General features: G+C 42.3%; 8 protein-coding genes. 5 read left to right on the top strand and 3 right to left on the bottom strand.

The annotated features are described in order from the left end of the window. The first annotated feature begins 509 nt into the window (after positions 1–509). From polA to X939_RS0101875, 3 genes are all read left to right on the top strand, one after another. Positions 510–3,374, top strand: a complete 2,865-nt coding sequence (gene polA, locus X939_RS0101885) for a DNA polymerase I (protein WP_025761570.1) — start codon at positions 510–512, stop codon at positions 3,372–3,374. A 230-nt stretch (positions 3,375–3,604) separates the two neighbouring features. Continuing rightward, on the top strand, positions 3,605–5,323 hold the full coding sequence (locus tag X939_RS0101880; RefSeq protein WP_025761569.1) for a 3-keto-alpha-glucoside-1,2-lyase-like domain-containing protein: 1,719 nt from the start codon (positions 3,605–3,607) through the stop codon (positions 5,321–5,323). A gap of 54 nt (positions 5,324–5,377) precedes the next feature. Beyond that, positions 5,378–7,369, top strand: a complete 1,992-nt coding sequence (locus X939_RS0101875; RefSeq protein ID WP_025761568.1) for a plastocyanin/azurin family copper-binding protein — start codon at positions 5,378–5,380, stop codon at positions 7,367–7,369. 266 nt (positions 7,370–7,635) lie between these two features. Here the strand turns inward: X939_RS0101875 and X939_RS0101870 are convergent, their stop codons facing one another. Next, positions 7,636–8,487 carry a glycosyltransferase family 2 protein gene (locus tag X939_RS0101870; protein ID WP_084299278.1) on the bottom strand — a complete coding sequence of 284 codons (852 nt, stop codon included), beginning with the start codon at positions 8,485–8,487 and terminating at the stop codon, positions 7,636–7,638. Beyond that, entirely contained in the window at positions 8,444–8,605 is a 162-nt protein-coding gene (locus tag X939_RS23550; protein WP_157493011.1) for a hypothetical protein, read from the bottom strand. The genes X939_RS0101870 and X939_RS23550 overlap by 44 nt, the downstream gene beginning before the upstream one ends. 309 nt (positions 8,606–8,914) lie before the next feature. On the opposite strand from X939_RS23550, the gene X939_RS0101860 reads away from it, so the two are divergent. Beyond that, positions 8,915–10,339, top strand: a complete 1,425-nt coding sequence (locus X939_RS0101860; RefSeq protein WP_025761566.1) for an SDR family oxidoreductase — start codon at positions 8,915–8,917, stop codon at positions 10,337–10,339. 66 nt (positions 10,340–10,405) lie between these two features. Here the strand turns inward: X939_RS0101860 and X939_RS22865 are convergent, their stop codons facing one another. Next, a complete protein-coding gene (locus X939_RS22865; RefSeq protein ID WP_025761565.1) occupies positions 10,406–13,315 on the bottom strand; it encodes a T9SS type A sorting domain-containing protein in 2,910 nt (969 codons plus the stop codon). 958 nt (positions 13,316–14,273) lie between these two features. Here X939_RS22865 and X939_RS0101850 point away from each other — a divergent pair. Next, entirely contained in the window at positions 14,274–14,483 is a 210-nt protein-coding gene (locus X939_RS0101850) for a zinc ribbon domain-containing protein YjdM (RefSeq protein ID WP_025761564.1), read from the top strand. Positions 14,484–14,617: the final 134 nt, after the last annotated feature.

Below are 14,617 nucleotides of genomic sequence, written 5' to 3'. Positions count from 1 at the left end.
CAGGATACTTATTCTCTGTAATCATCTCATAATATGACCTTTACATCATATCTATATATTATATACTTTTAATACGTTTAATATATATTCTTATCATCAAAACGATCAGCTAATTGATCATACATTATTTACTTTTTATAAGTATTATACTATTATAAGTTTATTTGGCCTAACCAGAACCCAATGCTCCTTTTCATTCATAGGTATAATTCATAAGAAAGCCTCAAATCTGAATTCATATAAAGCGTATATAGCAAATTATACTTATTAATATATCAATACATATTATACTTATAAAACGTGTTGCTATAGTAATAAGTACTAAACTTATGGTTCATATAATACTTAAAGTACTTTTTATACTTACTAATCTAATTTACCGTAGCACTCTGGTCTATCTATTAAACATACCTTAAGAATAGATCGGGCAGAGTAGAGATATCCAACCAACACTTCATGACAAACAATAAACAAACCCTATATTTGGGACTTAATAGACGAAACAGAAAATGGACAGACCCGCAAACAAGCTCTTCCTGCTTGACGCAATGGCACTCATTTATCGTGCCCACTTTGCTTTCATCAAGGCTCCCCGTATCACTTCCAAAGGACTAAATACCAGTGCAGTATTTGGTTTTACTAATACTCTTTTAGAAGTTCTGCAAAAGGAGAAACCAACCCATATAGGCGTGGCATTTGATACTTCTGCACCTACTTTCCGACATGTACAGTACGAAGCTTATAAAGCCCAGCGCGAAGCGCAACCGGAAGATATAACAGTTGCCATCCCAATTGTCAAGCAATTATTGGAAGCTATGTGTATCCCTATCCTGATTTTAGATGGTTTTGAGGCAGACGATATTATAGGTACCATTGCTAAAGAAGCTTCAAGGGAAGGGTTTGAGGTTTATATGATGACCCCCGATAAGGATTATGGACAGTTGGTAGAAAAGTATGTTCATATCTACAAACCGGCCTTTATGGGCAAACCAGCCGAAGTTCTAGGAGTCAACGAGGTTCTGGAGCGATGGAAAATTGAAAGGATCGATCAGGTAGTTGATATACTGGGCTTGATGGGCGATGCCGTAGACAATATTCCAGGTATTCCGGGAGTGGGTGAAAAAACAGCCCAAAAACTTATTCAACAGTATGGAAGTGTGGAGTCCATTCTGGAAAATGCGCACGAAATCAAAGGAAAGTTAGGAGAAAAGGTCAGGGAAAATAAAGAACAGGCCCTGCTGAGTAAGCAATTGGCGACCATTGATACCAAGGTTCCCGTCCCCTTTGATGCCGAAGACCTCACAGTCTGCGATCCAGATAGTGCCAAAATAATCGCTCTGTTTGATGAATTAGAATTCAAAACCCTAAAGAATCGTGTGCTTGGAGGGCAAACCACCTTGCCACCCCCTACTCAAAAGCAGATGGCAGCAGAGAAAAAAGGGCAACTGGATCTCTTTGGTGGCCCTGCGGAAAGCGGAGCGCCCAAGGAAGCAACACTCCCCCATTCAACGCTTCCAACTATACCTTCGGAATCACAGTCTGAAACCGAGCATGGCCCTCTCAAAACCATTGAGGGGACTGCGCATCGCTATCATACCGTTGACACAGATGAATTAATGGAGAGCCTGGCCCATTATTTAAGTTTACAGGTGAGATTTTGTTTTGATACGGAAACCACTTCCTTAGAAACACAGGATGCGGAACTGGTAGGAATGTCATTTAGCTATCAGGCTGGTGAGGCTTTTTATATACCTGTTCCTGCCGACAGAGTCGAAGCAAAACGCATACTTTCCATTTTTAAACCAGTATTTGAAAATGATCAAATAGGTAAAATTGGTCAGAATATCAAATTTGATATCCTGGTTTTAAAGACATACGGTCTTGAAGTAAAGGGAGCGCTCTTCGATACAATGCTCGCACATTATTTGTTGGAGCCAGATAAACGCCACGGCATGGATATTCTAGCCGAGACCTATTTGCATTACACTCCTGTTTCAATTACTGAACTAATTGGCAAAAAAGGAGTAAAACAAGGCAATATGCGGGATGTTCCGCTTCAGGAGATTAGTCAGTATGCAGGGGAAGATGCAGATATTACCTACCAGCTCTATCAAGTATTTGAAAAAGAGCTTCCAAAATTTAATGCTCATAAACTATTCCAAGATGTAGAAATGCCTTTATTAGAGGTATTAGCCGAAATGGAATATTGTGGGGTTCGGGTTGACCTGACTGCATTGGCTGATATGTCTAAAACGCTGGAGGAAGATTTGAAGGCAGCGGAATCCGAGATATTTGAAGCTGCTGGTGTTAGCTTCAATATAAACTCCCCTAAGCAGCTTGGCGAGGTTCTTTTCGATAAAATGAAACTCGTCGCTAAGCCCAAAAAAACTAAAACGGGACAGTACGCTACCGGGGAAGATATACTATCGGACCTTGAAACCGAACATGAGATAGCTCGTAAAATACTGGATTACCGCGAACTACAAAAGCTAAAATCGACCTATGTGGATGCTCTGCCCGCTCTGGTGAATCAGAGAACAGGTCGAATTCATACCTCCTACAATCAGGCTGTTGCCGCCACGGGTCGATTGAGCTCTACTAATCCTAACCTTCAAAATATTCCCATCCGTACTGTAAGGGGTAGAGAGATCAGAAAGGCATTTATCTCGTCAAATGAACAATATCAAATCCTTTCGGCCGATTATTCGCAAATAGAGCTGCGTATTATGGCGGCTTTTAGCGAAGATGCTAGTATGATTGAAGCCTTTAATCAAGGCCGAGATATCCATGCCACTACAGCCAGCAAGGTCTTTAAAGTAAGTCTAGAAGAGGTTACTAGCGATATGCGAAGAAAGGCTAAAATGGTGAATTTTGGAATTATATATGGTATTTCTGCTTTTGGACTTAGCCAGCGACTGGCCATCCCCCGCTCAGAAGCCGCCTCTATCATCGATGCGTATTTTGAAGAATTCCCAGCGGTCAAAGCCTATATGGATCGCATTATCAATCAAGCCAGGGAGCATGGCTATGTAGAAACAATCTTAGGTCGCCGTCGCTATTTAGCCGATATTAACTCCCGTAATGCTACTAACCGAGGATATGCGGAAAGAAATGCCATCAATGCACCGATTCAAGGTTCGGCCGCTGATATGATTAAGGTGGCCATGATTCAGATTCAGCAATTCCTGCGGACGGAAAAACTAAAATCGCGAATGATTTTGCAGGTTCATGATGAACTCGTATTTGAAGTGCATCTAGATGAGATCGATTTGCTTAAAGGTAAGGTCGACGAACTGATGCGAATGGCCATCCCCCTTCCCGTAAAGATGGAGACGGGAATAGGCATCGGCAGCAATTGGTTGGAAGCTCATTAATAGAAAATATTAAGAAAGATTATTACTTGGAATCCGCTCTATAATGGAGCGGATTTTTTTATGTAAGCCTCAGTCAAATGGTATTTGCTAAACCAATAATGGATAGTTAGATTAGAATGATCTGTAGATTTCAAATAAATCACAGAAGATATCCGACATTTTATTGGATATTTAAGTAAATATTTGACTTATTTCGTCTTTAAATGTAAACAGTACACTTAATATACAAAATGCATTCAATCTTTAAAAATCTATCCTGCCTGCTCTTAGCCGGTCCGCTGGTGGCCCTGGGTCAAGGCGAGCGTTACATTCCATTAAATCTGACAGACTTAGGTGCTTTTCAGCAGGCACCGGCCAACTGGTCTATTAAGCAAGATATGTCCGTTTTACCCAAGAATGGGGCCAAGGTAAAACTTATCAATGGCAGTGGTACGCTAATCGGTAGCCCAGGCAAGGCACTGAATACGAAGCTTCAGGCTAGTGATTTAAGTCTGGAGTTCGAATTTATGCTTTCACCTGGGGCCCAAGGCACCCTTACCCTACCGGGAGGTGCAACCATTTTATTGTCAGATAGTTATCTGCAGAATCAAATAGCCGCAACTACCATTGGGTTTAGCAGTATCTTCCCCACTCAGAACGCAGCAAAAGCGCCAGGACTTTGGCAAAAGCTCGAACTTACTTATGATGCCAATCTGGACAACCTCCCTAATACCTCCCGAATCAACACCCTAAAGATTAATGGGGTAATGGTTTCCGAAGCGGTTTATATTCCCCATAAAACTGAAGATGAAACAGGTCCAATCGGCTTTGAGGTACATACTGGGACCATAGCCTTCAGAAACATGGGTTATCAATTATTGGTAGACAAGCAGACACTATCACTTCTGGAGCTCTCCTATCAGGTATACGGCGACAACTGGGATTCACCAAGCCGAGAAAAACTGGAGAAGGAAGGTAAAACTCAGATATTGACCCAAGAGGTTGCATCGGGTTTAAAGAATTTCCACCTCAATTATTCCGGAAAAATGCAGGTGACCGATGCAGGGGAATATACATTTTCCTCCCGCTATAATGGACCTGCTTTCCGTCTGGAAATTGATGGCAAGCCTGTGATTAATTCCCAGGCTAGCTCGTCTCAGGATGTAGTAACTGGAACAGTTGACTTAAGTACAGGAATGCACGATTTTAAACTTTACTATGCCCGCTTTCCATGGCGTGGCCCTGCCCTGGGCTTGGAAGTACGCAAAGCAGGTATCAGAAGTTACCCACTAACGGCATTATCCTCCCTTCCTCAGCCAGCTCCTAAACCCTATATGGAGGTTAATCCTGGTGAAAGACCTGAGATGATTCGGTCATTTATATTATTGCCTGAAGAAAAGGCAAAAAGAACAAAATGCATTTCTGTTGGTGGCCCTCAGGGTTGGAATTATAGCATAGACCTAGACCGTGGAGCATTATTACAAGCATGGAAGGGCCCCTTTGCCAATGTAACAGAAATGTGGTATGAGAGAGGTGAGCCTCAACTTTTGGAGCCTGCTGGAATGAAGGTATTGCTTTCCGGAAAAAGTTCTGTGGCGAATCTTAAGGACGATAACAGTGTATGGCCCGACTCTTCTGATATCCGTTTTCTGGGATACCATTTGGACGCATCGGGAAATCCACGGTTTCGCTATAGCGTAGCCGGTCACCCGGTTACTGACCAGATTATTAGCCGTGGGGATGGACTTTTTAGAACGATTACCAGCTCTACCACACGATCTAACCCTCTGTATGTGTTACTAGCTCAATCCAAGAATATTATTGAAGTAGAAAAAGGGCTATATCAAATTGATGGTCAATATTACATTGAAATTAAAAAGCCAATTAAGCCCGTGATAAGAAAGAACATGGATGGTCAGGAGCTAATCATTCCACTGGTCGGAGATGCCAGTTATAAAATATTTTGGTAACCTCCTCCACCAAGCATGTTGATTTAAATACCATACGAAATTGAACCTTAAGAGATGAAAAAAATAATATTCGGTGCGCTAACTGTTTTTACCTTTTGTACCGCTCAAGGACAGAGCACCCTTAAAACGGAAGAAGATTACTATCGACTGGTTACTATTCCTATACCCGAAGATATTAAAATGGAAGTGGGTGGTCTTGCTGTACTTCCTGACGGAAGGCTAGCTGCTTCCACGCGAAGAGGTGAAGTCTGGATGATTAATAATCCATATTTAAAAGGAGATGGAAAACCTAGCTTTCAACGCTTTGCGTCCGGCCTTCATGAACCCTTAGGTCTTTTGTTCCGAGAAAAAGATTTCCTGGTTAGCCAAAGGGGCGAAGTCACCCGCCTTGCAGATAGCGATGGAGACGGAGTGGCTGACGTTTACGATTCCTTTACCCAATGGCCATTATCGGGGAACTACCATCAATACTCTTATGGTCCGGTCCGAATGCCAAACGGCGAGATGCTTGTTACGCTAAATTTGGATTGGATCGGTCATGGAGCCAGTCAATCCAAATGGAGAGGATGGTTACTAAAATTGAGTGAAGACGGAAAGCTAACCCCTTGGGCAACAGGGCTTCGTTCTCCTTCAGGATTCGGGTCGGTTCAGGGCGACATATTTTATACCGAAAACCAAGGCGACTGGGTGGGTTCGGGCCGTATGACGCACCTAGCCAAAGGGGATTTTGCCGGTAACCCGGCAGGTTTACGCTGGAGTGAGGAACCAGAGTCACCCGTTAAATTGAAACCCGAAGACATTCCCGATACGGGTCAACCCCTATACGACGTCGCTCAGACGGTCACTGGATTGAAGCCCCCCGCTGTCTGGTTTCCGCATACCCTTGTAGGAATCTCAACCTCCGACTTTAAAGAGGATGTTACCAATGGCCAGTTTGGCCCTTTTAAAGGTCAGGTGTTTGTCGGAGATCAAGGCCATAGCATCATCACACGTGTAGACATGGAAAAAGTCAATGGCGTGTGGCAGGGAGCCGTGTTCCCTTTCCGGGAGGGATTTATGTCAGGAATATTACGGATGGAATGGGGACTTGACGGATCCATGTTTGTAGGTCAGACCAGTCGGGGTTGGGCAGCTACGGGAAAACAACCTTATGGAATACAAAGACTCGTATGGACGGGAGAAATGCCCTTTGAAATGCAACATGTCCGCTCTACGCCCGATGGATTCGACATCACTTTCACCATGCCTATAGATAAGAAAACGGCCACCGACCCAGCTTCCTACGAAATTAACAGCTTTACTTATAAATATCACCATACCTACGGAAGCCCTATTATTAACGCGGCAAACCTGGCCCTGAAGGGAATAATAGTTTCAGAAGATGGTATGAAGGTACGACTGGTTGTAGCACCTGAGGAGCTTAAGAAAGGTTATATCCACGAAATCAAAGCGGAAGGCCTCCAATCTAAAGGCCTGAATCTTCTCCATCCGAAAGCCTATTATACCCTTAACGAAATTGCCAAAGGCAATCCCAGTAATCCAAGCCAATATACTACTACTGTGACGGCTGCCCCTAAAATGGATCATAGCCAACACGCAACGGGGAGTGATATGGGTGCTGCTCCTGATATGGCCAAAAGAATTATTAACCAGCCTGCCAACTGGAAAAAAGGCCCCGATCAGGTAATAACATTAGGCACCATTCCAGGGCTGAAATTTGACACTTCAGAGTTGCAAGTAAAAGCTGGTAGTAAGATTAAGCTCGTCTTCAATAATAACGACGATATGCTGCACAATCTGGTGATCACCCTCCCTGGCAAGGCCAACGCCGTGGGGGAGGCCGGCCTCGGTTTAGGACTGAAGGGGTCTGAAATGGGCTATGTTCCCGATAGTCCGGATGTGCTTTATCACACTTTTATTGTTGAACCGGAAAAATCAGAAGCCATTTATTTTGTAGCTCCCACTACCCCTGGAGACTATCAATATGTCTGTACTTTCCCAGGTCATTACACCCTGATGCAGGGTAAACTGAAGGTCGTCAAATAAGCCAGGAACTGCATTATGCCATTCAAAAAAAGCGGATCGCTCACCAGCAGATCCGCTTTTTTTTTAAAATTAAACCTAGAACTTTAGCATAATATACTTTTATTATGTATTATACTGTATGTACTTTATAATATTTCTAAATGTTATTACCTTTTTTTATATGTAAAATGCTTAATACTTTTTATACATTTTAATATCAGTAAGAGTCCTATACTCAAATAACTGATATTCAGCCTAATTAAGAATTCTGGGAATATAATAACCCTTTAAATTTCGACAGTTACATTCAGTCGATTCCATAAATCAATAATCGTTCGATCTGAGGTAACATTGGCATCCCTGTCGTGAGCGTGAAACGCATCCATGAGTCGCGGTTCGTCTACATCACTCCTACCCCTTTCTATCTTTTGCCTGTACTCTTCCAGGGAGCGACAATAATAATGATTAATTTGTATTTTTTTTGTGGATACATCGGACTGAAAATCAGCAATGGGAAGGCCATTCTCATTCACGCAAAATTTATTTTTCTTATAGTGAAAATAATGAGGTTGGTAGGCAGCCTTTACATACCGCGGCTGAACAATACTTTTTATATGTCGATTGGGCTCAAAACGATCATCCGAGCACTTGACAAAGTTGTACAGCTGCAGCCCGCTAGGTCTTTTCAAAAAGCCAGAAGAGCCAAATACCAGCCAATTCACACCTAACCCTCCAAACTTAATATACTGCATCAGAAATTCGGGGAGATTGTCCGTGGTCTTTGGTACTATAAACTCATCAGTATCGATAAAAGCGATCCACTTAGCCTTATGCCCAAAATAATGTAGACAATGGGCATAGGCTGGTACTTGCTGCTGAGCTCCCGGAAGGACGGTTATGGTTGCAAAACTGGAATAGCCCAACTCTTGAACGGTCTGTGCTATGGGAACCTTACTATCGTTATCGTATAAGAAGAAATGGCTGACCCCTATAGCCATATGGAAAGCCATCCACTCTTGCAAATATTGATTCTCATCCTTAATTATACAGCATATGGCAACAGGGTATTGCTTACGAAAGACTCCTCCGACTCTTCTAAGCCCTCGAGCCACCTTTACCATCCATTTTTTCTTTTCCATATTTTACTCCATAAACCTGAGAACCTATCCCGTCTTTCGATAGCATTCTGCCCTGCACTTTATTGTATGCACTTCCTTTCAGTACCCCTATCAACTGAAATGGTTGGAACCTGCGCATAAAATTAATCATACTTTCGATTATAACGACAGAATGCAGAACTGTCAACCTGAGAAGTACAGAATAAAAGGCTAAGTGCAGAATCGCTATGTGCTCTCTCGGATATAAATAAAATACAATTAATTTTACTATTAACTCGAGATTTTTTCATCTAGATAATAAAATAATACAAATAGAATATTTAGATTCTTCCCAATTCCTTACATTCTTCAAATCCGGTTTTCGGATTATAGCAGATAATCTTGGTATATTATAGGTCCAATTATAAAGGAAAGCCCTTTGTCTCGCTCATCCGTAAAATGGACTATCGTGAAAATATTACTAACTGGGGTAACCGGATATATTGCCCAACGCTTATTGCCGGTATTAATAGAAAATGGTCATCAGGTAGTATGCTGTGTCAGAGATGAAAGCCGATTCCATCACAGTTTCCCTCAACATGCTATTCAGGTGCTAGAGATAGACTTTTTAAAGTCGGAGCAGATGGAGCTCATCCCACGAGATATTCAGATTGCTTTTTATCTTATCCATTCCATGTCTACCAGTTCGGGTGATTTTATGGAAATGGAAGAAACCTGTGCCAAAAATTTTTGTAAAGGCATAGCATCGACAAAGGCTTCACAAATCATATATTTAAGCGGTATCGTAAATGAATCAACACTTTCCCGACACCTCACTTCCCGAAAACAGGTAGAAACCATACTGGGAGGTGGGGACACTCCCTTGACCACCCTAAGAGCCGGGATCATTGTCGGTTCAGGAAGTGCTTCATTTGAAATTATTAGGGATCTCGTGGAAAAACTTCCCATTATGATAGCCCCTCGCTGGCTGGAAACCCGATGTCAACCAATTGCCATTCGAAATGTATTAGAATTTCTTTATGCCATTATGGGTAGAGAAGATTCTTTCCATAAGAGTTATGATATAGGAGGCCCCGATATCCTTACTTATAAAGAAATGTTACTGCGATTTTCGGCAATCAGAGGTCTAGATCGGCATATTTGGGTGGTCCCCGTTATGACGCCTAAAATATCTTCTTACTGGCTGTATTTCGTCACCTCCACCTCCTATTCCCTGGCCCGTAACCTGGTTAATAGCATGAAAGTGGAAGTAATATGTCAACCAAACCAATTGGCCGAAATGCTGGGAATAAACCTGATAGGATATGACCACTCTATCAAACTGGCATTTGATAAAATAGAACAAAATCAAGTGATCTCCAGCTGGAAGGACGCGCAATCTAGCAATATCCTTAAAGGTGGTCTCTCCCATTATATTCAGGTTCCTCGCCAGGGTTGCTTTATAGACGAACGTAAACAAAAGGTAATAGACAGGGACTTGACGCTTCGAAAAATCTGGGCTATAGGTGGGAAAACCGGCTGGTACTATGGCGACTGGTTATGGGAAATCAGAGGATTTATGGATCAACTTTTGGGAGGAGTAGGCATGAGGAGGGGCAGGAAGAGTGCGTCCGATGTAGTGGCGGGAGATGCGCTGGATTTCTGGAGGGTATTGGTAGCGAACAAGGAAGAAAAACGACTGTTACTCTATGCCGAAATGAAGCTACCGGGTGAAGCATGGCTGGAATTCAGATTGGATGAACAGGACATCCTCATCCAAACGGCAACTTTTCGGCCGCTAGGTGTGCTCGGCAGGCTCTACTGGTATTCTGTTCTACCCTTCCATGGTTTTATCTTCAACGGAATGTTGAAAGCTTTATCTGCGAAGCCCTAAGCACATAAAAAAAGGCCGTCCGGAAATTTCCGAACGACCCAACTGTATTGGAGAGTTAAACTAACTTTAATCTATTTTGATAAAACGATGAATAGAGTCACCTTGCTCGTGGGTTAACCGAATGAAATAATGACCTTCGGGCAAGCCTGCTATATTGACATCTACTTCGTTTTGACCCGCCTGCAGATTTGTCGATTCCACATCCACGGCTATACCAGCCTGGTTGAAAGTTTCCAGTTTAGCAGTTCCTGCTGCCTTAGCAAATAACTTTAAACGAATCACTTCACTGGCAGGATTCGGGGCCAGGGTAACTTCACTTAGTGCATCATTTTTCACCGTTATGATACGGCTCATGATAAAGCTGCCATCCAGGTCAAGCTGTTTAAGCTGGTAGTAATTATTACCCGGTACAGGATTCTGGTCTAGAAAGGAATAGTCGCCTACTGCCTGATCGCTGAGCTCGACATAGCCTATCTTGGACATCTCCTTAGTTAGCTCATTCATGCGTAATATCTCAAAGCCCTGGCCATTTTCCTCTTGTACGACGTTCCATGCTAAACTGACACCCTGTGCCACCGATTTACCCTCAAATCGTGTGATATGAATGGGTAATGGAGCGCCAAGAGTAAATGCCTGACGTTTCGGAGTTGAGGCACAATCGCCACCTTGAATTTCCAGGAGATAGGCTCCATCAGGGAGGCCCTGATAATGGTAAACCTGAGGACGGTCATTTTGTAAATACACTCTATTCTGACTCACGATCTGCCCACCTGTCTTATTCTCTATTACCTTCCAGTCAATCGAGGGAACATTCTGTCCGTAAAAGTTGAACTGGATCATGTCGCTCGTGGTATTCATAATTGACACTAAATCAGGCCCTGTTTGACAAGCACTACGATTGGAGCTACTGGTAATATTATAATTAGAGCTGCTACTTGAAGCCTCGCATCCAGGAACAGAAACGACCAGTGTATATGTCCCCGGGGCTAAGATATTATATTTCAGGGTAGTAGAATTTCCAGAGACTGACGAAGATCCGAAACCCACAGGTTTGCCAGACTTAGTGATTACCCAATTTAAGGTTCCGGCTACATTTTTATTTAACGTCACATTCAACTGACTGTCACTCACGCCTGTAATACTCGATATCTGAGGTGCGGTAGAACATGGATCGACAAATACATTAAACGATTGGGAAGATACAGCCGAAACGCAATCGCCTCCCTGAAGCTCAAGTATATAGGTTCCGTTACTCAAAGTAGCATAGGAGATGTCAACAAGGTTGCTGGATAGCTGTGGGGTACGTCCCGAACGTATGATATTTCCACCCGATTTGATTCGCCAATCTATATTTGGAACTCCATCACCGTCAAACTGAAAACGCAAAGTCGTAGGGTTAATATTACTGATAGCGGTGATGGTCGGTCCTCTGCCGCAATTCGGTGTAACGACAGGCTCGTTAACCACGAAGTTCATGCTACTAACAGTAGAAGAGCAATTCAGGCCCTCTATTTCTAGACTATAGGTCCCATTAGCCAGACTTGAAAAGGCCAAACTTGCAGCATTGGCAGTAAGTGTACCCGTTTGACCGGAAGCTACCACCGTTCCAGCTGACTTAATTCTCCAGGTAAGAGAGTTCACACCTGAACCGTTAAATGCCACATTTAGAGAAGAAGCGGTAATGCTGCTGATTGAACTAATGGACGGTCCATTCGGACAGTTATTACTTCCCGAAGGATTCACGATCTCCATTGAACGACTCGCTACACTGGATTTGCAATCTCCCCCTTCAATCTCGAACACATAGGTGCCATAAGGAAGAGCCGCATAGGTTATATTATTGATGCTACTCGTCAATTGAGGAGTACGACCCGATCGAAGTACCGTTCCATTTTGTTTGATTCTCCAATCTATATTGGGGACATTATTACCATCAAACTGGAAGGTTAGGGCCGTTTGGGTAATATTAGAAAGGGAAGTAATCGTAGGTCCACTCCCACAGGGTACCGTGCCAACCGGTACATTGATTACGAATGAGAGTGTACTTACTGCCGAATTACAATTTCCTCCTTCAATTTCCAGTACGTAACCACCATTTACCAGAGAGGTATAGGAGATATTAGCAGAATTGCCATTATTCACGCTGGCATCTCCTGAACGTACCAAGGTTCCACCACTTTTAATTCTCCATTTCAACGAACTAACACCCGATCCTGCAAAACCTAAGGTCAAAGAGGTGTTGGTGATATTTGAAGTCGATTGAAGCGTAGGCCCCGAACCACAATTATTGTTTACAGGGGTGCCATATTTAGGATCATCCTGCCAGAAACAAGCTCTAAATTCCTCTAGATTCAAGGTATATCCAAGGCTATTCCAATTATAGAAACTCCCATTTTCTCCTGACAAGGCTGGCTCAATCAATGCCATATTGAAAGAATTCGGGTTGCGTACCGAACCTGCCTGCTGTCTCCACAGATTAACACGAAGTAGACCATCTTTAATACGAGTATACTGTCGGGTATGGACATTATCTCCTCCGATATAATCCCCTAAATACTGATCATCTCTGATCAGTTTACCATTGCAGTAAATTCCCTCTGAGGTAGTAGCACCCAGATAACCCGTTGAGGAAGTGCTAGGATCGGCTCCATTGATACAGTTGTCTATCTGATTTTGATATTGGGATATAGGAAATCGGCCGTTATCCAAATGGTATAAAATGGCAGGAACGGGGAACACCTTATTATGGTTGGGATCGTCCCCTTCATTGCGGCTAATGTATATGCGGTTTTCTCTGATTACCGTATATACTGGAAATCCCCCGTTGTTTCCCAGGAACTCTCCGTGTGTCCACACCAGTCCCTGACATGATAATTGTGTGGCAGCTACTTTGGCATTTGAGAGGCGATCCTTGGTATTGGCTGCCATGAGCAATAACATACCTCCCAAATACAGAAATTGTCGAAATTTCTTCATGGTAGAAAATCTTAATGATTAAAAAATATAAATTAATTTACCACCGGCCAATACCCATTGGACGGTACTTTTCAGGTTTTTCGAGGAGGATACTGTATTAGTACTGAGAGGGTTGCTAGTTGTAATTAGTCTTATGGCTAAGCTGCAAATCCAATGATTAAAGCAGACTCTGTAGCAACAAAACCAGTGCAATGTAGTAATCTTTCATTTTAAATCAATCACTTAGAGACAAATACTAAGAAATATTGAAGTTAAAATAATGGCACATAATCAGTAAAATACCTAATAAAACTACTAAAATACCATTAGAGGGAAAGGCAGTAGAAAAGCTAACTTTAAAAGACAATATTTTAAGACTAAAGTATGGAACCTGCACCTGCTAAATGACTGCCATGATTGATCCCTTCAGAATGTGAAAGAGAATGATAGATTTATAGCACAGAATACAGCAGATCTAAAAAATGGATGCCATGAAAGCTTACTTGGTTCTGGAAACCCTCCATTAGAAACCGGGTAAAAATTCGACGTTAGAATGATGCTCACCTTAGAAATATTACATTTTTAAATATACAATCTTTTTCGATACATTTTGTCGAATTTTTTTTCATTAATTTTTAAATAAAAATTTTTTTTCGAAGAATATGTAGAATCTATTGGTAAGATAGACAGTCCCCTACCCCGATGTTATCGGTTAATCGAGGCAGGGACGCATTACTTATTTGGAACGGTAGTTTACAAACCTCAATTCATAATTTCAATCGTCTTCAATGAATTGTATTATTCTAATATTCTCCATTTCCTCAATGGTAGTGCTAAGTCGTGCCCAGTTGGATAGGAGATAAGGAAAACCTCCATCTGAATCACGTACCACTTTGAGAACTGATATTCATCAGGATACATCTCTAGGAGAATTACTACCTTTGGCCCCTGTAAATATCTCTCACCGATTTAGACCATCATGGAAGTAAAAGACAGCAACGGTACCATCCTCAGTAATGGAGATTCAGTAACCCTGATCAAGGATTTGAAAGTAAAGGGATCTTCTGTAACATTAAAGCGGGGGAAGACCGTAAAAAACATTAAACTTACCGAGGATGAGGACGAGGTAGATTGCCGTGTCGATGGCATGAGTATCGTACTTAAGACGGCCTTTCTCAAGAAGGCTTAATTCGACTCTCGAGATTCATCAACAGATTCTGTCGTGTAATTTGTTTCCGGTTAAGTTCACCCGATGGACCTATCCTTTCTGCACAAGGTGGGCTCATGAGTCTAGGTAAATTTAAAGTCTAAGCGAAACTACCT

It is taken from the genome of Dyadobacter tibetensis Y620-1 (genome assembly GCF_000566685.1).
Lineage (GTDB): Bacteria > Bacteroidota > Bacteroidia > Cytophagales > Spirosomataceae > Dyadobacter > Dyadobacter tibetensis.
The sequence above is the reverse complement of the archived record's forward strand: the minus strand, read 5'-3'. Positions and strand labels throughout refer to the sequence as shown.